The following is a 22,713-nucleotide window of genomic DNA, read 5'->3' as shown; positions in this document are numbered from 1 at the left end:
GGTATGCCTGTGACAACCATATCAGCAAATAGGAAAGCGGATTGTGTACCATAAATTAAATCGATTCGAGAAAATTTTTTTTGATATCTGTGCGGTGACACTGGTGCTGTTCTACGCATGGGCGGCCGTGGTCCAGCCCATGGCCACTCAGTATCACCGGGGTGTGTATGTTATCATAACGTATGTGCTGGTCTTCCTGCTCTATAAGGCAAAAACCACGATTGGCCGGATTCTGGACTATATTCTGATTGTTTTGTCGGTTGTCTGTGTCGGATACTGGATTATCATGTTTGAGGCTATCAACTACCGGACCGGGGCAGAAACCCCGGTGGATGCAGTTTTCGCCATTGTGGGGGTGCTTATCGGGATCGAGCTGGCCCGGCGGGTGGTGGGCAACGTGTTTGTCATCATGGGGGTGGTGTTTCTGGTTTACGGGGTTTACGGATACAAGGCCCCGGATCTGATCTCCCATGCCGGGGCCCCGTTCACGGAGTTGTGTGTCAGTATCTTCTATAAAAGTGATGGGGTGTTCGGGATCATGGCCAGTGTGCTGGCCACTTATGTGATCCTGTTTGTGCTGTTCGGCGCGTTTCTGGAAAAATCCGGGGCCCAGAAATTTTTCATTGACTGGCCCCTGGCGGCGGTGGGCCACCGCATCGGCGGTCCCGGAAAAGTATCGGTCATCGCTTCGGGCCTGTTTGGCTCCATTTCCGGCAGTGCCATTGCCAATACCGTGTCCACGGGCATGTTCACCATTCCCATGATGAAAAAAGCCGGATTCCGGCCCCATGTGGCCGGTGCTATCGAACCGGCCGCGTCAATCGGCGGGATGTTCATGCCGCCCATCATGGGGGCCGGCGGTTTTATCATGGCGGAACTGACCGGGCTGCCTTATTCCCACATCATGCTGGTGGCCATATTTCCGGCTTTTATGTATTTTTTTTCCGTGTTTGTCATGGTGCATTATGAAGCCAAAAAAGACAACGTGGTGGGGGAAAGATCCAAATTCAGTGCCATGGAAATTTTCAAGAAGCAGTGGTTTTACATTATGCCGCTGGTGATTATCACGGTGTTCATGCTGTATGGATTTTCTCCGGCCTATTCCGCGATTCTGGGTCTGATCACCTGTATTGCGATCTCATGGGTGAGAAAGGAAACCCGCATCGGCCCTAAGCGGTTTGTGGAAGCGGCCCGGGAAGGCACAGAAAACAGTCTGAAAATCGGTGCCACCGTGGGCGTCATCGGGATTATTATCGGGGTATTGACGTTTTCCGGCCTGATTCTGACCTTTGCCGACATTATGATCGATCTGGCAGGCGGGTCTTTGCTGCTCACCATTCTTTTGGTGGCCCTGGCCTCTCTGGTGCTGGGCATGGGGGTTCCGGTGACGGCCGCGTATCTGGTGACTGCCGTGGTGGCGGTGCCGGCCCTGACCCACCTGGGCGTGAACGAGCTGGCGGCTCATATGATCGTATACTGGCTGTCCCAGGATTCCAATATCACCCCACCGGTGTGCATTGCCGCGTTTGCCGGTGCCACTATTGCCAAAGCCAATATGTGGAAAACCGCGTTTACCTCTTTTAAATTTGCCAAATTTCTTTATCTGGGCCCCCTTCTTTTCGGATACGTGCCCGGATTCTCCCTGGACGGCAGCCCCATGGACATTGTCAAAGCGTTTGTTGCCATTATTATCGGTACATATATCTATTCCTGGTTTCTCAGCGGAATCTGGATTTCTTCTTTGAAAAATCTGTTTTCCAGAAAATCAGCTGCCTGATCCGGCCTGTTTTTGTCCGGCAAAAAGCCGTTTTCCTCGAGCGATCCATGCTTCCGGGGGAAGCGGCTTTTTTTATGCCCATTGTTCTGGCGAGCAAAATTTAGTTGCCATATCAACTTTTTTCAGTCATATTAAGTCCAAACTTACCAAAATCGCTGACAATTACCACGGTAATGGAAAAAATAGACATGAAACAGACTCAATTGGTACCTGAATTTACGGCTTCCCCTTCGGATACGCTGGAACTGGAAACATTTGAACGGGTTATTGACACATCCATTGCCTATCTGGTGGGCAGAACTTCCCGGGCCATCATTAAACGGCTGACCAAAAAATTTGCAGATGCCGGATTTGATGTCAGTTATGAACAATGGAGCATTCTGGTTCATTTATACCGAAAAGACGGACAAACCCAGCAGGAACTTTCCAACGTGTCGGTCAAGGACAAGGCAGCCATCACCCGGTTGCTCAATGTGCTGGAAAAAAAGAATATCGTGCTTCGTGTGCCGGACCGGTCCGACAAGCGCAGCAAACTGGTTTATCTGACACACAAAGCCAAATCTTTTCGGGATGATTTAATTGCCATGGTCATGGAGATGCTTGTGGAAGCGGAACAGGGGATTTCTCACGAGGAGATGGCCCAGTGTAAATCCACGTTAAATAAAATCTTCACCAATTTTTCCCGGCTGAATCTGTCGGATTAAAATTCCACCAGGCGATTCTGTATGGCATATCTGGACAGATCCGCGTTGTTTCTCAGGTTCAGTTTTTTCAAGAGCCTGGACCGATAAGTATCCACGGTTTTAACACTGATATTGTAAGTAATGGCAATTTCCCGGTTCGTACTTCCCGTGGCCAGTTTGCGCAATACCTGGAGTTCGCGCATGGATAAAGATTCCATGGCGTGTTTGTTTTTGTCGCCCCGAATGAAACGCAGGGCCAAGGCTTCACTGGCTTTTTCCGTCAGATACCGACCCCCGGAATGAATTTTTTTCACTGCCGCCACCAGCTGCTCGGGTGCGGACTGTTTGGTGACATATCCCATGGCGCCGGCTTCCATGGCCCGGATCACATATTGTTCTTCCTCATGCATGGTTAAAATAAGTACCGGGATTTTGGGGCAGTAACTGTTCATGCGCGCCACCACTTCCAGCCCATCCATGCCGGGCATGGATATGTCGATAACAGCCACATCCGGTTGTTTTGTCATGGCCAGATCAAAAGCGGTTTCTCCATCAGAGGCTTCGGCAATGACCTTGATGTCGGAGCTGTCTTCCAGAACCCGCCGCAATCCGTCTCTGACAATACTGTGATCGTCGGCCAGCAACACAGTGATCATGACCATCCCTCCACGTTTACCTTGCAGGTGATTCGGGTTCCGCTGCCTTTTTGCGACGTAATGTCCAGCCATCCGCCTGCCAGATTGGCCCGTTCCATCATGCCTTCCAGTCCGAAGCCGGTTCTGCTTTCGTCTGGATTAAAGCCGATACCGTTGTCTTCCACCGTCAATACCAGCCCTTTGGCATCGGTTCTCAATTCAACAATGATGGTGGTGGCTTTTGCATGGCGGATGGCATTGGTGACCGCTTCCTGGCCGATTCGGTAAAGGGCGGTGGCCAGCGTTTTATCGATCTGCGGGATGATATCCCGGCGAAAGACACAGGAGACATTGGATCGTTTTTCAAAATCAGATACCAAAGATTCCAGTGCATCTGACAAGCCCAGGTCATCCAGCACCCTGGGGCGGAGCCGATAGGCCATATCCCTGACATCCTGAATGGTTTTGTCAATGAGCAGACTCATTTTTTCGGCCCGGTCCACGGCCTGATCCGGAGAAGATGTAAAATGGTTTTTCACCCACATCACATCGATGCGTAATGCGGTCAATACCTGCCCCAGATGGTCATGAAGTTCCCGGGCCACCTGTTCTTTTTCCCGTTCCTGGGAAGCAATGATGTTTTTGGATAAATTTTTCAGGCTGCTCTGGGCTTTTTCCAGTTGTGCCGTTCTCAGGCGCACCTGTTTTTCCAGATCATGGGAGTATCGGGCCAGTTTTTCCTTGGCATGTTCCAGATCTTTCTGGGTTCGGTTTTTTTCCGTCACATCCACACTTACTGCCAAAGAACGAACTACCCGGCCCGTCTCATCTCTGACCCCGTAACTGGAAAGAAGAATATCCATTTTATCTTTGCTTTTTTTCACATAGGTATAGGGGATATCTTTGAAAAACCCGGTGTTGAAAAATTGGGGAAAGACCTTTGACAAGGCAAATTTTTTGGATTCCGGAGTGAAAAAATCCGTCAAATGCCGGCCGATGACCTCTTCTCGATCATATCCCATGACATCCACCCAGTGATCGGACACCCGGATAATTCTTCCTTTGGTATCAATGGAATGGAGCATGATCGGCGTTTTATGGTAAATATGTCGATATCTCTCCTCACTGATCCGCAGTTTTTCCTCGGCTGTTTTTCGCTGACTGATTTCTTTGGCGGCCTGTTGATACAGAAAAAAAACCAGGATGCCCGCCAGACTGGTAATAAAGATCACCCCCGGGCCGATCCCTTTGATGAACGGGGCGGAGAACTGCTTTTCAAGCAGTTTTTTGTTTTTCAAAGACACCACGCGCCAGTCAGGATACCGGGGTACTGACAAAGAGGTATATAGATATGCCTCTTTGTTTTGATCCGTGACCCGGTCTTTGGTCTGTGTCCGGCGGAATCCGGACCAGCCCCAGGGGCCGTTGCCGAATTGACGGGACTGGACAATCTGGTCTTTTGTTTCATTGTCCACAGGCCACAGCAGTTTAAACCGGTATCGGGATTGATTGCTGATGAAAATGATGCCATTGGGGCTGACAAAGAAAAGCAGATGTTCCGGGTTGGAAAACAAAGTGGTTTCCAGAAACTCAATGGAAGATTTTATCACGGCCACTCCGATGATTTCCTGTTTCTCGGGATGATACACCGGATGGCTGTAATAGACCCCCCGTTTCATGGAAGTGACGCCAAGGGCGAGGTAACTGTCCGGTTGCCCCTGGATGGCGGATGTGAAATAGGGTCTGAAAGAAAAATCATGGCCCACAAAACTGTCGAACTGATTCCGGTTGCTCGAACAGATGGTATTGCCCTTCAGGTCCATCAGATAGCTGACATCCAGTTCCAGGGATCGGGTAAACATATCCAGAATCTGGTTGGCTTTGAAAAGGGTTTCAAGGTTTGTGTCCACAAGAACGGTTTCCAGTTCTTTGATCCGGGACAGCACACGAACGGATTTGATGTGTTCAGACAGGGACGTCGCCAACTGGTCGGTCAGCAGTTTCAGCTGTGCAACCGCCTGGGTTTCCCCGGTCTGAATGCTGGCTTTACGAAACGAATAATAAAACAGCCATCCTCCCGTGGATACGGATAAAAAAGCAAAGATTGCCAGAATCATTATGATCAAACGAAGACGCATTTGTTACATATAGGCAGAAGTTTCATATTTTTTCAATTGAGAATATTTCAGGCATTGGATAAAATGAATCAAAAGGAGAATAATCATGCCGACAATTACGTTTAATGCATTTTCATTTTTACAAAAAAAACTTCAGCAGAATAATCTGCCTTTTTCCAATGTCTCATTGTCCATTCCGGATGGTACCACCGCTGAAATGCTGGTGCAGCAGATGCAGCTGACCCCCGGGGATGTGGAAGTGGTGTTTGTGAACGGCCGTGTCCAGCCTTTTTCAACGGTTCTCAAAGATCAGGATCGTGTGGCATTTGTTCCCCAGGGAACACCGGGACCCTACCGGGTGCTTCTGGGATTCAAAAACAAGCGTCATGGCTGAATCGTCAGATGTTGTCCGGACGTTTATTGCCATACCGTTGCCGGATGCTGTCAAACGGTTTTTATCAGATATCCAGTCGGAACTTAAATCAGCCGGATGGATTGCTGCCTGGCCCAATCCGGAAATGTTTCATTTGACACTGAAATTTTTAGGTCCGATCCCCAGGGAGTTGCTGATACCCCTTCAATCTGTCATGGCGGCATTTTCCGGCGCATATCCGGCATTTACTCTGACAGCCGGGGGTATCGGTGTCTTTCCTAATGTCAGAAACGCCCGGATCGTATGGATCGGTATTCATGAACAGACAGAACATCTGATGCAGGTTGTGACGGATTTGGAAAAAAAGCTTCACCCCATGGGTATTCCGGCGCAATCCCGGCCATTTTTTCCGCATATTACTCTGGCGCGTATTAAAAAACCGGTCCGGCCGCATGATATGATTTCTGTGATCAAGCGTTTTGAAAGCAACTCTTCGCATGCGTTTCCGGTTAACCGCCTTGTCTTGTACAAAAGCCGGCTTCAACCGCAAGGCGCGGTGCATTCTCCATTGTTTCAGATCATATTGAATCATTGAAACAATCAAGTCATTGTATTGCCCTGTTTTTTTAAATCAGCGCTTCCAGATCCAGATAGGTTTCCATATGTTTCTTCAGATGATCGTAATCCTTGTCTTTTTCAATGGCTGCGTCAATTGAAAAATCCAAAGGATGATCCAGGCCGATTAAATCAAACCATTTTTTGATAATGGTGTTGAAATCAAAAAATCCGTGAACATAAGTACCGGCCACTTGACCATTGTCTGCCAGGCATCCGTCGGTTTCATTTACGGGGATGCCATTTCTGGAAACAATGCGGATAAACGGAACGCCGCCGGTCAGCTGCGTGGCACCCATGTGAATTTCATATCCTCTGCCATAGGCATCGCCCCATCTGAACTCGCTTAATGTGGTGGTTTTGGGGGATTGCAGCAGGGTTTGGACCGGCAGCAGTCCCAGTCCCCGGGTCTGTCCCGGGGAACCTTCCAGCCCGTTTGGATCTTTTACCCATTGTCCCAGCATCTGGTATCCGCCGCAGATGCCTAAAACATGGCCGCCCTTGCGCACATAGTCATTCAGCGGAGTTTCAAACCGTTCCATGACCCAGGTTAAGTCTTTTCGGGTATTTTTGGAACCCGGAATGATGATGGCGGTAAACCGGTCCAGCTGTTTTGGCGAATCAATGAAAACCGTTTGCAGGCCATGGATTCTGGCCAGGGCATGAAAATCGGTGAAATTGGCGATGTGGGGCAGTCTTAAGATAGCAACAGCAGGAATGTTTTTTTCTAATAACTTGAAATCATTTATTTTTTCTATTTCAACCGAATCTTCGGCATCAATTTTAAAATGAGAATACCAGGGCAACACCCCTAAAACCGGTTTGCCGGTGTGCTGTTCAATCCAAGCCATGCCTTGTCTGAACAAATCGATATCTCCCCGGAACCGGTTGATAATGATCCCTTTGACCATGTCACGATAATCATCCGGCAGGCAGGCCAGGGTCCCCACCACCTGGGCGAAGACCCCGCCCCGGTGAATGTCTGCAATTAAAATGACATCGGCATCGGCATATCGGGCCATGGGGAAATTGACAATGTCCGTGTCCATGAGGTTGACTTCGGCACAGGATCCGGCCCCTTCCAGAACGATGCGGTCATATCCGGCAGCCAGGGCGTCAAACGCCTGACACGCTTTTTCAAAATAAAATGCTTTTCTGGTATGGTAATCCATGGCTGTGTGGTTGCCGTGAACCTTTCCGTTCAGAACGACCTGGGATTGTTTGTCTCCAAACGGTTTCAACAAAATGGGATTCATGTGTACATGGGGTGCGATCCGGGCCGCCTCGGCCTGAACGATCTGTGCCCGGCCGATCTCCAGGCCTTCCGGGGTGATGCCGGAATTATTGGACATGTTCTGGGCTTTGAAAGGCGCTACCCGCTGACCTTTGTCCGCCAGATACCGGCAGATGCCCGCAGCAATAATGCTTTTGCCCACATCCGATCCTGTACCCAGAACGGCAATGTTCGGTGCGTTCATTTTTCAATGCCTTTGCGGGCCGTGACTCCCTGATGATAATAGTGTTTAATCTCTTTCATCTCAGTGACCAGGTCCGCTCGGGTGATCACTGCGGCGGATGCGTCTCTGCCTGTGATCACCAGTTCCACATGATCCGGTTTCAGATCCATGAAACCCAGCAGTTCATTCTCGGTCAACAGCTGGCAGGTAACCGCCACATTGCCTTCGTCCACGATCACCAGGTCATGGGCATTGGCTTTCAAAATCCCGCACAATCGGGCATATCCCTTTCGGGCCGCCGCTTTTTCATCTTCAGACGGCATGCCTCTGACAAATTTGCCCATGCCGAACTGTTCCACGGTCACATTTTCAAATAAGGATAATGCCTTGATTTCCGAATAGGGTCCCTGCTTGAGGAACTGTCCCACAAACACCTGAAGCCCGGCCCCGGCCCCCCGCAGGGCCAGCCCTAACGCGGCCGTGGTTTTTCCTTTTCCGTTTCCTGTATATATTTGTATATATCCTTTCATGGCATCTCCTGAATTTTATTTGTCAGCATATGACAGCGAAGTGGTATGAAAATCAACCAAGGTGTTAAATGGAATGTATGGATGTGTTTCATGTGAAACATTCTTTGAGTCCCATGGCAGGGATATCGGGCCGACCCCCGGAAGGAAGAGGGAAAACAGAACCACCAGATATCCTGTTTTCCCTCCGGGTATGGCAACCGGTATACTGGAGAACATGAGTCATCCTGTCGTCAAGGCATTAAAAAACCCATATCAGCAGTACTGATATGGGAACCGTTTTTATCCTCATTTTGTTGATCACTCCAAGTCCTCGCTAGCATACGATCAACTGTTCAGGCAGGTCTTCTGACTTCCGGATCTTTTTACCAGCCACCCCTTCCCGTGTATGTCTCATCAGTGGTTGTGTGTGGCGTTCATCCCCGGTTACAGCGGCGGGACCGTCCCTGACTTTCACAGGGTTCCCTTTTAACTGCGTGGGCAGCACCTGAAACAATAAATCACCTTACCTGCTTGCCTTGGGAGTGTCAAGAATAAAATATGTATCCGGAAGGGTAGAACTGTCTGTATATATTGACATCTCAGGCAAACAATACGATAAAGACATTCAATGGGTTGCATGCGTTTGCGTTTCAAGCCCATTATCTGTATTTTAAATAAAAACCCATCAATTGAAAGTATCTTTACGAAAGTGTAGACATATTTATGAAATTTGAAAATTATCCAATCGCAGCCGCCATAAAAAGAAATCTGGCCGCCGCCGGATTTAAACGGCCTACCGATATCCAGTTCAAGGCGATTCCCTGCATTCTCAAGGGAGAAGACGTGCTGGCCGTGGCCCAGACCGGTACGGGAAAAACCGCTGCCTTTGCCATTCCCGTTATCGATCGGATCCATAAGTCCAAACAATCCAGAGCCCGTGCCGGGATCCAGTGTGTTGTCATGGTTCCCACAAGGGAGTTGGCCGGTCAGATCGGCGCGGTATTCAATACCCTGTCCAGCCATACCCGGGTGAATCCGTTTGCGGTTTTCGGCGGCGTGGACCAGGACCGTCAGATCGTCCGGCTGCAAGACGGCATTGATGTGCTGGTGGCAACGCCGGGTCGGATGTTTGACCTCATCAGCCAGGGCGCCATCTCCCTGTCCCGGGTGAACACCCTGGTGCTGGATGAAGCGGACCGGATGCTGGCCAAAGGGTTTCTGGAAGATATCCAGGCCGTCAAGAAAAAACTGCCCCGGCGGCACCAGACCCTGTTTTTTTCCGCCACCATTGACAAAGAAATCAAGAAACTGGCGTTTTCCCAGGTAAGAACTTCGGCCATTCGGATTCAGATTGCACCGGACTCTCCGGTATCCAGAAATGTGTCCCACTGGGTGGTGGAAATGGAGATGGATGACAAGCGGTTTTTTCTGCGGCGGTTTATCCGGGATCATGAAAACGAACGCATCCTGGTGTTTGTCAGAACCAAAGTCAGAGCGGAACGGGTGGCCAGGGCGCTTGACAGGGATCACATTGCTTCGGCCACCCTTCACGGGGACAAGGATCAGGCGGAACGTACCCGGGTCCTGGCCCGGTTCAAGGCCGGAGAAGAACGCATTCTCATTGCCACGGATGTGTCGGCCCGGGGCATCGATATTCCCAATCTGGATTATGTGATCAACTATGATCTGCCGGACAATCCGGAAAACTATGTGCACCGGGTGGGCCGGACCGGCCGGGGCACGCGCAAGGGTCAGGCGTTTTCATTTTGCAGCCCCAATGAAAAAACACGGCTGAATCAGATCCAGGCATTGATTAATGAAGAAATTCTCATTCAACCGGTCACCCCCCAGGAATATGCCCAGATTCTTCTGGATCCCAAAGACACCGAAGGCCTCAGGCAGATGATTCTGACCCATGAAGCCGGAGATCCCAAAAAATCACGGAAAAAATCAAAAAAATCTAAACGGTCCGGCTGAGTTCCTGCTTGAGCATGCAGCAGGCGATTCTGTGGGCCGGTGTGCCGTCTGCCAGATAATCCAGGTTGCCGGGCTGGATGATTTTGTTCATGACACATCCTTCAGGGATGGTCAGATCAAACAGCTGGGTTTCATTGACGGGCAAAGACGGCACCAGGGTGTTGTCCCTTATGGTGTAGGCATGCAGCGGATAATCTTCGCACAAAGGACACCGGTACACCCGGCCGTTGGGAAACACAAAATAGTTGTCCGCCACAATGCCGGCACAGGTAAATGCCTCGTCTTTTTCCAGAAATACTTTGGGATAGGTGACGATGATGCCGGTGTCAGCAATGGTGCGGGCCACTTCAGGAATCACTGAAAGCCACAGGTCCTTGGATACCTGATGGGTGCCGGTACTGCCGGCAGCGGAATTGCCCCGCATGCCGATGACCTGGATAAAAAACCGGTGAATATCCAAAGATGACACCAGCCCCGGCATTTGGGACAGCTCATGTAAATTTTTGTCAGACACGGTATAGATCATGGCGCAGGAAAACCCTTTTTTCCGTGCCCGGTGAATACCTGAGATCACCGCATCATAACTGCCCGGCCCCCGAATAACGTCATTGGTGGAAGCAGTGGCTCCATCCAGGGAAAATGAGATAAAATCCACATCTTCGGGTGTGATTTTGTCAAGGATATCGTGGAACAGAAATCCGTTGGTGTCAATGGTAATGGACTTGAAATGAAACTGTCGCGCTGATTTGACAGCCGCCGGCAGATCCTTGTGCAGCGTCGGCTCACCCCCTAAAAAAATCAGATTGGTCCGGGGTGCGTTATGGGCAAACAGGCCCAGCCACTGCCGGATGGTGTCGATGGAAAGGGTCTGTCTGCCATGCTGGTCCGGGTTGATATAGCAGTGGGCACAGGACAGGTTGCACCGGGTCAGAATATGAAAAAAAAGATTGGATGAATCTTTGGAAAAAGCAACGGTTTTTTTCTGCATGTTTTATCCCATGCACTGCTTGGTGAATTCAGGGTCAAACGGCACCGGATAGTCGCCGTCATAACAGGCCTTGCAGAAATTAAGCTCCGGATCCTTCACGCCGGAGGCCTCCAGCATTCCTTCTATGGACAGATAGTGCAGCGAATCCAGGCCCAGATAATCCCGCAGTTCATCCACAGTTTTTTCCGCGGCAATCAATTCTCCTTTGGAAGAAAAATCAATGCCGTAGTAACAGGGAAATTTGTGGGGCGGGCAGGAGATGCGCATGTGCACTTTTTTGACGCCCAGTTCCCGCAGGGCCTTGACTCTTGTTTTGGCGGTGGTGCCCCGGATGATGGAATCTTCGATAATGATGATGTCCTTGCCTTTGATCAGTTCCCTGACCGGGTTGAGCTTGATGCGTACGCTAAAATCCCGCATGGACTGGGTGGGCTGGATAAAGCTTCGGCCCACATAATGGTTGCGGATCATGCCCATTTCAAAGGGAATGCCTGATTCTCTGGCATACCCGATGGCGGCATAGTTGCCCGAATCGGGAAACGGCATGACCAGGTCCGCATCCACATGGCTTTCCTGGGCCAGGCGCTGGCCATGATTTTTGCGCATTTCATATACGTTCTTGCCGTCAATGGTGGAGTCGGGCCGGGCAAAATAGATATACTCGAAAATGCACAAGCTCTTGTGGGCCGCGGCTTTGGGATGACGGAGACTCTTGATCCCGTCTTCATTGATGATCACAATTTCTCCAGGATCCAGCTCCCGGATGAATTCCGCCTGGATCAGGTCAAAGGCACAGGTTTCAGAGGCCAGTACATAATGGCCGTTGAGTTTTCCCAGTGCCAGGGGTCTAAACCCATTGGGGTCTTTCATACCGATGATTTCCCCCTTGCAGGTGAGAAGAATCATGGAATAGGCCCCCTGGATTTTGGACACCGCCTTGAGAATGGCGTTTTCATAATCACCTTTGACCAGGTTTTTGATGAACAGGTGCAAAAACACCTCTGAATCCATGGTGGTCTGGAAGATCGAGCCTTTTTCTTCCAGTTCCCGTCTTAAAATATGGGCATTCACCAGGTTGCCGTTGTGGGCCAGGGCATAGGAGCGGTGCCGGTGGTTCACCACAAAGGGCTGGGCATTGAGCAGTACGGAATCCCCGGTGGTGGAGTACCGCACATGCCCGATGGCAGACCCCCCTTCAATCCGTTCCAGGTCATCCACATCAAAAATATCCGGCACCAGGCCCATGCCTTTGTGGGAAAAAATTTTGTCGTTGATGCCCCGGTTCACGGAGATCCCCGCACTTTCCTGGCCCCGGTGCTGAAGGGCATACAGTCCGAAATAGGTGATTTTTGCGGCTTCCGGATGCTGGTACAGTCCAAATACCCCGCATTCATCTTTGGGGCGTTCACTGGAAGGAAGCGTCAGATGGTCAGACATTTTGTTTATGATACTCCTGGATGGGTTTAACGGACAGGGTTTCTTTTTTCAAGGCCTTGATGGCGCTTAAAATGGCCCGGGTCCCGTCGGTGGTGGTGGCATAAGGAATTTTGTATTTAATGGCGGCCCGGCGGATTTCATACCCGTCCCGCTGGGTCTGGCTGGTGGCGCCGGTATTGAGAATCAGCTGAATTTCCTTGTTTTTCACCGCATCCACCACATGGGGCCGGCCGGCAGACACTTTTTTCACCGGAGTGGCCGGCACCTGGTGTTCTTCCAGGAACGCGGCCGTTCCCCGGGTGGCCATGATGGTGAACCCCATGTCGTGAAACTCTTTTGCCACGGGCAGGGCCGCTTCTTTGTCCTTGTCCTGGACCGAGATGAACACAGTACCGGATTCCGGCAGTTTCTGGCCGGCGGCAATCTGGGATTTGGCCACGGCCGCACCTAAGTCTATATCAATCCCCATGACCTCGCCCGTGGATTTCATCTCCGGCCCCAGGACCGGGTCCACGTTTTCAAACCGGTCAAAAGGCATCACCGCTTCCTTGACACAATAGTAGTGCGGGATCACCTGTTGGATGAACCCCAGCTCTTTCAGGGTTTTGCCCAGCATCACCTGGGTGGCCAGTTTGGCCAAAGGGACGCCGATGGCTTTGGATACAAAGGGAATGGTCCGGGAGGCCCGGGGATTGACCTCGATGACATACACGGTATCGTTCATGATGCCGAACTGGATGTTCATCAATCCCTTGACCTGGAGTTCTTTTGCCATGGCTTCAGCGGCCCGGGCCATCTCTTCGATGTGTTGCGGGGCAATGGAATACGGGGGCAGCACACAGGCGGAGTCACCCGAGTGGATACCCGCCTCCTCGATGTGCTCCATCATGCCGCCGATCACGGTGGTCTCCCCGTCGGAGATGACATCCACATCCAGTTCAAAGGCTTCTTCCAGAAATTTATCAATGAGCACGGGTTTGTCCGGGGATGCCTGGATCGCCAGATCGAAAAACGATTCCAGATCCGCTTCATCATACACGATTTTCATGGCCCGTCCCCCCAGGACAAAAGACGGTCGCACCATGACCGGATACCCGATTTCCCTGGCCACAGCCAGGGCTTCGTCATAGGAGTGGGCAATCCCGTTTTCCGGCTGCCGCAATCCCAGCTTGTCCATCATGGCCTGGAACAGGTCCCGGTCTTCGGCCCGGTCAATGCTTTCCGGCGAGGTGCCGATGATGGGAATCCCGGCTTTCTGGAGTCCGGTGGCCAGATTCAACGGGGTCTGACCGCCGAACTGGACGATGACACCGAACGGGTTTTCCTTTTCCACGATGTGCAGCACATCCTCGTGGGTCAGGGGTTCGAAATACAGCTTGTCCGAGGTATCATAGTCCGTGGACACGGTTTCCGGGTTGGAGTTGACCATGATGGATTCCACCCCTTCTTCTTTCAGGGCAAATGAGGCGTGCACACAGCAGTAGTCAAATTCGATGCCCTGGCCGATGCGGTTGGGACCGCCCCCCAGGATGATCACTTTTTTCCTGTCGCTCACCCGGGCCTCGCATTCGGTTTCATACGTGGAATAATAATAAGGCGTGACCGCTCTGAATTCCGCAGCACAGGTGTCCACCAGCTTGTACACCGGCACCAGTCCCAGCAGTTTTCTTTCCTGTTCCACCTGTTTTTCGGTCAAGTGTGTGAGATGAGCCAGCTGGCGGTCGGAAAACCCGTATTTTTTGGCTTTTTCCAGCAGGTCTTTGGGCATATTTTTTCCTGCCAGCTTGATCTGGTTTTCCATATCCACAATCTGTTTCATCTGGTGCAGAAACCAGGGATCGATATGAGTCAGCTCATACAGCATGGTGATGGGCATGTTGTGTTTCAACGCGTACTTGATGTAGAACAGGCGCTGGGAATTGGGGGTGGACAGATGATATTCCAGGTCCGTGCCGGCCACGGAATCGGGTGGTAGATCCTTGCCGTCGGCCCCGAATCCGGCCCGGCCGATCTCCAGGGATCTGAGCCCTTTTTGAAACGCCTCCTTAAAGGTCCGGCCGATGGCCATGGTTTCTCCCACGGATTTCATGGCTGTGGTGAGCACATCCTGGGCCTCGGGAAATTTTTCAAACGTCCATCTCGGGATTTTTACCACACAGTAATCAATGGAGGGTTCAAAACAGGCCATGGTCTCGCCGGTGATATCATTGGGAATTTCATCCAGGGTATACCCCACAGCCAGCTTGGCCGCGATCTTGGCAATGGGAAACCCCGTGGCCTTGGAGGCCAGGGCCGAACTTCTGGAAACCCTTGGGTTCATTTCCACCACGATCACATCCCCATTTTCCGGATTCACGGCAAACTGCACATTGGAGCCGCCCGTGTCCACGCCGATCTCCCGGATGATGGCAATGGACGCGTCCCGCAGCACCTGGTATTCCTTGTCCGACAGGGTCTGGGCCGGGGCCACGGTAATGGAGTCCCCGGTGTGGACCCCCATGGCATCCACATTCTCGATGGAACAGATGATGACCACGTTGTCGGCATGGTCCCGCATCACTTCCAGTTCGTATTCCTTCCATCCCAGCACGGATTCCTCCAGCTGGATCTGGCTGATGAGAGAGGCATCCAGGCCGGATTTGGCCACCCGGTTCAACTCTTCCATGTTATAAGCCACCCCGCCGCCGGTGCCGCCTAAAGTAAAGCTGGGCCGGACAATCAGGGGGAATCCGATCTTTTTTGCCACATCTTCCACTTCGGCAAAATTGTGGGCAAACCCGCTTTTGGGAATCCGCAGACCGATTTTGTTCATGGCGTCTCTGAACAACTCTCTGTCTTCCGCCTTGTGGATCGCCTCGATGGACGCACCGATCAGCTCCACGTTGTATTCTTCAAATATCCCGGTTTTGGCGGCCTCGATAGCGGTGTTTAATGCGGTCTGGCCACCTAATGTGGGCAGCACCGCATCGGGCCGCTCCGCTCGGATCACCTTGCACAGGGTGTCCGGAGTCACCGGTTCGATATAGACCCGATCCGCAGTTTCCGGATCGGTCATGATGGTGGCGGGATTGGAGTTGATGAGGATTACCTCGAACCCTTCTTCCTTCAGGGCCTTGCAGGCCTGGGTCCCGGAATAGTCAAATTCGCAGGCCTGGCTGATGATAATGGGACCGGCCCCGATGATCAGAATTTTTTTAATATCATTACGCTTTGGCATGGGTCATCACTTTGGCAAACTGGTTGAAAAGATAGGCCGCGTCATGGGGACCGGGGGAGGCTTCCGGATGGTACTGTACGGCAAAGGCCTTCAGGGAATCATCCTGAATCCCTTCCAGGGAGTCTTCATTGAGATTGATATGACTCAATGCGGAAGAGTGGTCTTTCAGGCTGTTCAGGTCCACGGCAAACCCATGGTTCTGGGAGGTGATCTCCACCTTGCCCGTGGCCATATTTTTCACCGGCTGATTGGCGCCCCGGTGACCGAATTTGATTTTATGGGTTTTTCCGCCCATGGCCAGTCCCAAAAGCTGCATGCCCAGACAGATGCCGAAAACCGGCACTGATCCCAGCAACTGCCGGATGGTGTCCACGGCATCGGTCAAAGGCTCCGGATCTCCCGGGCCGTTGGACAGAAAAATGCCGTCGGGCTGGAGCGCTTTGATGACATCCGGAGGGGTTTTTGCCGGCACGGTAAGTACTTCGCACCCGGCATTCTCCAGGCATCGGATGATGTTGTACTTGATGCCGAAATCCAGGGCCACCACCGAATGTTTTTTCCCCCGGTGCCGCCAGACAAAGGCATTGGATAAAGAAGCTGCCGGTACATAATCGGGCTGGTTGTATTTCCAGAAATAGGGTTTTTTTGTGGTGACATATCGTACCAGGTCGCTGCCGGCCATGGAAGGCACCTGCCGGGCCTTTGCCACCAGAGAATCCGGGTTCAGGTCCGAGGTGGAGATCACAGCCCGCATGGCACCGGATTTTCTGATATGCCGGGTCAACGCCCGGGTATCCAGATCTTCCACACCTAATATATGGCTTTTGATCAGGTAATCCGCCAAAGTCCCTCTGGATCTGAAATTGGAAGGAAAATTCTGGTATTCCTTGACAATGAATGCCGCCACCTGGATCCGGTTGGATTCCACATCTTCAGGGCTGATGCCGTAGTTTCCGATGAGCGGATAGGTCATGGTCACCATCTGGCCGTAATAGGACGGGTCGGTGAGGATCTCCTGGTATCCGGTCATGCTGGTGTTGAACACCGCTTCACCGGATGCTTCCCCGGGTCCTGTGAAACTTCTGCAGGCAAATGTCCTGCCGTCTTCCAGGGCGAGTAATGCTTTCATTTTTTTGTATACCTTCTAAGCAACTCATTTGAGTTGATTGTGGGTTTGGTGCCGGGCAATGCCCCGGCGGGTTCGCTGTTCAGTTGATTGTGTTGCCTGGTGTTGTCATCAAAGGATCCGAAAGCCGGTCCGGATCATATTTCATGGTCAAGCGCCCCTTGTTGAAGCTCCCATAAATATCATAAAACACGACGATTTAGCAAGGCAGTATTGACGAATCTGAAAAGAGTGACTGAAAAAGATCCCTGGTTTTAAAAGCGGTCTTGGAGAGCACTTTCTTTTTTTACAATTCTGCCTGAATGAAGGCATTCAGACCGGAGTCGCCGGCCCACGATCCGTTCCACCATGCCGCCGGTGGAAATCACTGTGTCCAGATCCAATCCCGTTCCGATGGTCATTTCATCCAGCATCACGGCCAGGTCTTCCGTGGATACCAGTCCGGACAGACCCGGGTCTTTGTGGTAATAGTCACCGGTGCCGGCCACGGGAACGCCGTCGACAAAGTTGGCCGGCTGCCCGCCGATGCCTCCCAGGGTCGATTCAAAATGGGTGATGCCTGCCTGCATGGCGGACAGTACGTTGGCCATGCCCCACCCCCGGGTCGAATGGAAATGGGCCATATGCGTTTCCGGATCCGGTATCGCATCCAGGATGGCAGAAAAATAGGCATAAATCCGGTCCGGTGTGGCCGACCCGTCATGATCCGCATGTTCGATTTCGTCGGCCCCCATCTCCAGCCAGCGCCGGGTAAAGTCCACCGCCTTCTGCATATCGGTCCTGCCGGATTTCGGGCATCCCCAGATCCCATTGATGACACCACACACCCGGATGCCGGATGATTTGGCGGCCTGGAGACAGTTTTCCGCCATTTTCCAGTATTCATGGATGGTCATGCCGGTATTGGCCTGTTGATAGGCATCACTCACAGAGATGACCAGAAGGATTCTGTCCGGGCCGGCCCCCTGCCGGTGGGCCGCCAGGGCTCGGTCCACGGCCTTCTGGTTGATGGTGACCGCTGAAATTTCAACATCCGCCAGAAGAGGGATAAGTGCCCGGTGGGTCCGGATCTGCTTCAGCAGTTCTTCCGCATCGGCAAACTGGGGCAGCCGGGACGGATTGGCAAAATTGGTGACCTCAATCTTTTTGAATCCCGCCTTGACAAGCTGCCGGACCACCCACAGTTTGGCATCTGTGGGAATCAGCCGCTCCTCTCTTTGAAACCCTTCCCGGACCGTGGTGTCATGAATCGTTATCCGCTCTGGCAAATCAAGTGTTTTCATAATGAATTTCAACCCTTTTTGGCTCGACGTTCGGAGCCGGCTGATTCTGTGGTCATCATTCAGCCCCGAAAGTCGATTTTATCATTTTGTTCGATGGGGAAAGCGTATTTCGGGAGAGACAGGATGGGTCATGTCAGGCCACCTCCGCCAGAAATACATTTGTTTTTCGAACCTTTTCGGCAAACGCGGACAGTTCGGCAGTGACCGGCTTGAGGGCATGCACATCCGCTTCTGTCAGTACGCCGGCCATGGACGGTACATGCGTGCGGTCCGGGATCTCGACCCCTTCCACCAGGGCCTGGTGCTGGATCACGACCCCTTCACCGATGCGGGCGTTGAAAACCACGCTTTTAAAACCGACAAAACAGTTGTTTCCCACATGACACGGGCCGTGGATGACCGCGCCATGGGCCAGGGAGACCCCGTTTCCAATGTGAACCGGCGATCCGCCCAACGCATGAATGATCACCCCGTCCTGAATATTGACCTCGGATTCGATGACAATAGCTTCCACTTTTCCTTCCGGACAGGGTTCGTCCGCACGGATCACGGCATTGGGTCCCACAAACACCTTCTCGCCGATCTGTACATTGCCGATCACCACGGCCGATGGATGAATCGTTGCGGTGGGATGTACGACGGGTTTGTCTCCTGCATGATTTCGATAGATCATTATGCTTCCTCCTGGATTTTTCATTCATATGGGTTTTGGTCATTTTATGGCGCTTGTTTCAATCTGCCATGATGACCACAAAAAAAGGCCGGTGTCTGTTCTTTTCGAACAGACACCGGCCTTATATTTTTCCTGCGTCCTCTAAAATCAGAGGACCCGTTCCAACGCTAAGACTTTGTCATTATTTTTCATCCCCCGGACAAATTGTGCGGCACACCCTTTTCCGGCAGATTGGGAATTATTTAAAACAGATATCTCAGCAGTTGTCAACGAAATTTTTTACAGTTGACGGTGATTCGGTGTTTTTAAAGGCACCCCCCGGGGATATCAATTTTTGTCCAGATAAATTCCGGGGGCAGAGACCAGGGTGAAAAGAATGATTCTTTCACCGGTAACTGTACTGATGTCCGTGTGCAGGCTTTTTACCTTGATTCGCAAAATTTTTTCCACCGCTTTTTCAAGCAGGGGCCTGCCCTGTTCCAGCAGCGCTATCCGGATTCGTTTCACCAGTTCTCTGCCATCCTTGTGTTCATGTATGTCCGCAAGCTTCAGCTCCGCCTGGGTGAGTACGTTCTTGAGCCGGACCAGCACCATGTCATCAATGATGTAAGACTTTGTTTCCAAAGGTCCCCGCCCCATGAATTCTTTTTCGAATTTTATGACCGCCTCACTAATTTCAGCCTCTATTTGACCCTTGGTTTTTTCCGTCATTTCATCTCCTGAGATCATCTGCCCGTGTTATAGATACAGCAGACCTGTTATTATTTAAACTACATTGAAAACAAGAAAAAAACAAATATTTCTAATGCCGGGCGGAAAAATGGTCATACCTCTTCAGGGCTTGATAAAATATGCCGCTGATATTATGTATGAAAACAAAAAACAGTGTGCTTGAAAAATGCTAACTCATAAATTTTTGGCGGTGCCATGGATGACAAACCCGATGCCAGGATGATCGACACTGTATTTCCCGGCCTGACTTCTTCTTTGAAAATCCTTTTGATGACCCGGCTGGACCGGTTTTATGGCGGTCTTGAAAAATTCGGGCAGGGGCAGGACCTTGATCGTGTGGACCCGGCCGATCTGATCCGGGTGCTTCTGTTCAGTGATTTTGTGGCGGACAGCCTGGCTAAAAATCCGGAAATGCTGCATGATCTGACTGATTCCGGTGATCTGGAAACAAAGAGGAATCCGGGATGGTATCAAAATTCGGCCATACAAAAGACCAAGAATGCGGATACAGACCAGGCAAAAAAAATTTTAATTGATTTCAAGTGCCGGGAAATTATTCGCATTGCCTGGCGAGATTTGACGGGCAATGCCGATCTGACCGAAACCCTGTCCGATCTGTCGGAACTGGCCAGTGCCTGTGTAAATCAGGCGCTGGATGTGCTGTATGAAAAACAATGCATCACCCACGGCATCCCCATGGATCAGCACGGCCACCCCCAGCAGATGGTGGTTCTGGGCATGGGAAAGCTGGGGGCCAAAGAGCTGAACTTTTCTTCGGACATCGATCTGATCTTTGTGTATCCCAAAGAAGGCAACACGTTTCTGGACGGCCGGATCAACACCTCGAACCTGGATTTTTTCACCCGGTTGTGCAAGCAATTCCTCAAATTTTTTGCTTCGGACAGCGGACAGCATTTTTACCGGGTGGACACCCGGCTGCGGCCTTTTGGTGACAGCGGACCCCTGGTCATGAGCGCGGACGCGTTTGAGGAATATTTCCAGACCCAGGGCCGGGAATGGGAGCGGTATGCCATGATCAAGGCTGCACCCGTGGCCGGTGATCTGGCTGCCGGCCGCCTGGTGCTCCACAATCTCAACGGATTTATTTACCGCCGGTATTTTGATTATGGATCATTTGATTCGTTCAGGGATATGAAGCAGCGCATCACGTTGCAGGTGAAAAACGCCCGCCTGAAAAACAATATCAAATTAGGTGCCGGCGGTATTCGGGAGATCGAGTTTTTCGGCCAGCTGTTTCAGCTTATCCGGGGCGGGGTGGAACCCTCTTTGCAGGCCCCGGGAATTTTACAGGTTCTGCACCTGCTGGCCGGGCACAACTGTATCGATGCCGCCACCCGGGATGACCTGATCCAGTCTTACCGGTTTCTGCGCACTGTGGAAAACCGGCTTCAGGAATACCAGGATCTGCAAACCCATGATATTCCGGACCATCCGGATCAGCAGATGATTCTGGCCCTTTCCACGGGGTTTGACTCCTTTGGGGCGTTCAAGGAAAAACTGAACCAGGTCATGGCCTGTGTGCACGGTCATTTTTCCCAGCTGCTGGTGACAGATGCCGATGATGCCAGGGATCCGGCGGCCCGGGAACTCAAGGAGATGTGGCTCAATATCAATGATCCCCAGTTTTCCCAGGAGGCCATCGAAGTCGCGGGATTTGAAGATCCCGGCCGGGTCCTGTCCGTGCTCCGTTCCCTGGCCGGGCATCCCAATACCTTGCGCCTGACCCCGGCGGGCCGCAAGAAACTGGCCCGGCTGGTGCCGGTTTTGCTGAGAAAAGCGGGCCAGGCAAAAGACAGTGAGGCGGTGCTGGTTCGGCTGGTGGATCTGATCATCACTATTGAGCGCCGGACCACTTATCTGTCTTTGCTCATCGAAAATTTCCAGGCCCTGGATACCCTGATCACCCTGGCAGAAAAAAGCCCCTGGATCATCACGTTTCTGGCCAGCCATCCCGTGCTGCTGGATGAACTCATGCACCCGGCTTCTCTGTACGCCCTGCCGAAAAAAGCAGCCCTGGAAAAAGAGATGGCGGTCCGGATGGCCAAGATCGATCCCCATGATCAGGAGTACCTGCTGGAGGAGTTGAACATTTTCCGTCAGGTCAATACCCTGCGGGTGGCAGCAGCGGATGTGAGTGGGAATTACCCGTTAATGAAGGTCAGCGACCATCTTACCTATATTGCGGAAACTGTTCTGACCCGGATCCTGCAAATCGCCTGGCACATTGTTTCCACCAGATACGGGGTTCCGCCTCACCTGACAGGGAACGGCATCGATGACTGCGGATTCGCCATTGTGGCCTACGGCAAGGTGGGCGGGCTGGAGATGGGGTACAAGTCCGACCTGGATCTGGTCTTTCTGTACCATGGGGAGCATGGGGATACGCAAGGTGGGGAACGGTCCATTGAAACGGTCCGGTTCTATGGCAATCTGGGACAGCGCATCATCCACGCCCTGACCATGCACACCCCGGCCGGCACACTTTATGGGGCAGACATGCGCCTGCGGCCCGGGGGCGATGCCGGCATGATCGTTTCCCATATCGAGGCGTTTGAAGAGTATATGGACACCCAGGCCTGGACCTGGGAACACCAGGCACTGATCCGGGCCCGGCCTATTACCGGAGACCGGTCCCTGATGGACCGGTTCCATGAGATCCGGGAGAAAATCCTGTGCAGATCCCGGCCGGCCGAAGAACTAAAACACGCGGTCCGGGAGATGCGCGAACGCATGCGCACCCAGCGTCTCAAAACAGAATCCGGTCTATTCGACCTCAAACAGGGGTTCGGCGGCATCGTGGATATTGAATTTCTGGTGCAGTATCTGACCTTGAGGCACGGGGGCGATCATCCGGATGTCACAGTGTGGACGGACAATGTCCGGCTTCTGGAAGGATTGAGCTGTGAAGGGCTGATTTCCGGAGAGGAAAGCGGCATCCTTCAGAAAGCATATATCACCCTGCGCCAGGTGGTCCACCGGCTGACCCTGCAGGAAAAACCATTACAGGTCCCGGCCGGCCGGTTCAAAGCAATGACCGATGAGGTCAAAGCGATCTATGATCGTCGCCTGGGCTTTCCCGGGGATAGGCACTGA

At 52.0% G+C, this 22,713-nt stretch carries 17 protein-coding genes and 1 riboswitch; of the genes, 6 read left to right on the top strand and 11 right to left on the bottom strand.

What is annotated here, in order from left to right:
• Window positions 1-43 precede the first annotated feature (43 nt).
• Both DPO_RS14725 and DPO_RS14720 read left to right on the top strand, forming a co-directional pair.
• Window positions 44-1,777: a TRAP transporter permease gene (locus DPO_RS14725; protein WP_006966847.1), complete on the top strand. Its 1,734-nt coding sequence runs from the start codon at window positions 44-46 to the stop codon at window positions 1,775-1,777.
• A 188-nt stretch (window positions 1,778-1,965) separates the two neighbouring features.
• Window positions 1,966-2,481 (top strand): MarR family winged helix-turn-helix transcriptional regulator, encoded by a 516-nt coding sequence (locus DPO_RS14720; RefSeq protein ID WP_006966846.1) that lies wholly within the window; start codon window positions 1,966-1,968, stop codon window positions 2,479-2,481.
• Here DPO_RS14720 and DPO_RS14715 read toward each other — a convergent pair.
• Together DPO_RS14715 and DPO_RS14710 are read right to left on the bottom strand one after the other, a co-directional pair.
• On the bottom strand, window positions 2,478-3,116 hold the full coding sequence (locus DPO_RS14715) for a response regulator (protein ID WP_006966845.1): 639 nt from the start codon (window positions 3,114-3,116) through the stop codon (window positions 2,478-2,480). The two genes, DPO_RS14720 and DPO_RS14715, sit on opposite strands and share 4 nt — an antisense overlap.
• Window positions 3,113-5,212, bottom strand: coding sequence for a sensor histidine kinase (locus DPO_RS14710; protein ID WP_236609974.1), 2,100 nt, complete (start codon window positions 5,210-5,212; stop codon window positions 3,113-3,115). Before DPO_RS14710 ends, DPO_RS14715 begins: the two co-directional genes overlap by 4 nt.
• A gap of 106 nt (window positions 5,213-5,318) precedes the next feature.
• Between DPO_RS14710 and DPO_RS14705 the strand changes: the two genes are divergently transcribed.
• Together DPO_RS14705 and thpR are read left to right on the top strand one after the other, a co-directional pair.
• Window positions 5,319-5,606, top strand: a complete 288-nt coding sequence (locus tag DPO_RS14705) for a MoaD/ThiS family protein (RefSeq protein ID WP_006966843.1) — start codon at window positions 5,319-5,321, stop codon at window positions 5,604-5,606.
• Window positions 5,599-6,180 carry an RNA 2',3'-cyclic phosphodiesterase gene (gene thpR, locus DPO_RS14700; protein ID WP_006966842.1) on the top strand — a complete coding sequence of 194 codons (582 nt, stop codon included), beginning with the start codon at window positions 5,599-5,601 and terminating at the stop codon, window positions 6,178-6,180. Before DPO_RS14705 ends, thpR begins: the two co-directional genes overlap by 8 nt.
• A gap of 31 nt (window positions 6,181-6,211) precedes the next feature.
• Here thpR and DPO_RS14695 read toward each other — a convergent pair whose 3' ends face one another.
• Both DPO_RS14695 and DPO_RS14690 read right to left on the bottom strand, forming a co-directional pair.
• Window positions 6,212-7,678, bottom strand: a complete 1,467-nt coding sequence (locus DPO_RS14695) for a cobyric acid synthase (protein ID WP_006966841.1) — start codon at window positions 7,676-7,678, stop codon at window positions 6,212-6,214.
• Window positions 7,675-8,187, bottom strand: coding sequence for a cob(I)yrinic acid a,c-diamide adenosyltransferase (locus DPO_RS14690; RefSeq protein ID WP_006966840.1), 513 nt, complete (start codon window positions 8,185-8,187; stop codon window positions 7,675-7,677). The genes DPO_RS14695 and DPO_RS14690 overlap by 4 nt, the downstream gene beginning before the upstream one ends.
• Before the next feature lie 318 nt (window positions 8,188-8,505).
• Window positions 8,506-8,690, bottom strand: a riboswitch (cobalamin riboswitch).
• A gap of 199 nt (window positions 8,691-8,889) precedes the next feature.
• Between DPO_RS14690 and DPO_RS14675 the strand changes: the two genes are divergently transcribed.
• Complete coding sequence (locus tag DPO_RS14675) at window positions 8,890-10,143, top strand: DEAD/DEAH box helicase (protein ID WP_006966839.1); 1,254 nt, start codon at window positions 8,890-8,892, stop codon at window positions 10,141-10,143.
• Here the strand turns inward: DPO_RS14675 and DPO_RS14670 are convergent.
• The 7 genes from DPO_RS14670 to DPO_RS14640 form a co-directional block, all read right to left on the bottom strand.
• A complete protein-coding gene (locus tag DPO_RS14670; protein ID WP_006966838.1) occupies window positions 10,127-11,131 on the bottom strand; it encodes a radical SAM protein in 1,005 nt (334 codons plus the stop codon). The genes DPO_RS14675 and DPO_RS14670 overlap by 17 nt on opposite strands.
• Before the next feature lie 3 nt (window positions 11,132-11,134).
• Entirely contained in the window at window positions 11,135-12,568 is a 1,434-nt protein-coding gene (gene purF / locus DPO_RS14665; protein WP_006966837.1) for an amidophosphoribosyltransferase, read from the bottom strand.
• Complete coding sequence (gene carB / locus DPO_RS14660; RefSeq protein ID WP_006966836.1) at window positions 12,561-15,785, bottom strand: carbamoyl-phosphate synthase large subunit; 3,225 nt, start codon at window positions 15,783-15,785, stop codon at window positions 12,561-12,563. The genes purF and carB overlap by 8 nt, the downstream gene beginning before the upstream one ends.
• Window positions 15,772-16,914 carry a glutamine-hydrolyzing carbamoyl-phosphate synthase small subunit gene (gene carA, locus DPO_RS14655; RefSeq protein ID WP_006966835.1) on the bottom strand — a complete coding sequence of 381 codons (1,143 nt, stop codon included), beginning with the start codon at window positions 16,912-16,914 and terminating at the stop codon, window positions 15,772-15,774. The genes carB and carA overlap by 14 nt, the downstream gene beginning before the upstream one ends.
• Before the next feature lie 251 nt (window positions 16,915-17,165).
• The gene (locus tag DPO_RS14650; protein ID WP_006966834.1) at window positions 17,166-18,194 is read right to left on the bottom strand and encodes a beta/alpha barrel domain-containing protein; all 1,029 of its coding nucleotides are present in this window, start codon (window positions 18,192-18,194) and stop codon (window positions 17,166-17,168) included.
• Window positions 18,195-18,327: 133 nt separating this feature from the next.
• Complete coding sequence (locus DPO_RS14645) at window positions 18,328-18,867, bottom strand: LbetaH domain-containing protein (protein WP_006966833.1); 540 nt, start codon at window positions 18,865-18,867, stop codon at window positions 18,328-18,330.
• A 327-nt stretch (window positions 18,868-19,194) separates the two neighbouring features.
• Window positions 19,195-19,578 (bottom strand): DUF2294 domain-containing protein, encoded by a 384-nt coding sequence (locus DPO_RS14640; RefSeq protein WP_006966832.1) that lies wholly within the window; start codon window positions 19,576-19,578, stop codon window positions 19,195-19,197.
• Window positions 19,579-19,794: 216 nt separating this feature from the next.
• Here DPO_RS14640 and glnE point away from each other — a divergent pair, with 216 nt between their 5' ends.
• On the top strand, window positions 19,795-22,713 hold the full coding sequence (glnE, locus tag DPO_RS14635) for a bifunctional [glutamate--ammonia ligase]-adenylyl-L-tyrosine phosphorylase/[glutamate--ammonia-ligase] adenylyltransferase (RefSeq protein ID WP_006966831.1): 2,919 nt from the start codon (window positions 19,795-19,797) through the stop codon (window positions 22,711-22,713).

The organism is Desulfotignum phosphitoxidans DSM 13687 (assembly GCF_000350545.1).
In the GTDB taxonomy this organism is placed as follows: domain Bacteria; phylum Desulfobacterota; class Desulfobacteria; order Desulfobacterales; family Desulfobacteraceae; genus Desulfotignum; species Desulfotignum phosphitoxidans.
The sequence above is the reverse complement of the archived record's forward strand: the minus strand, read 5'-3'. Positions and strand labels throughout refer to the sequence as shown.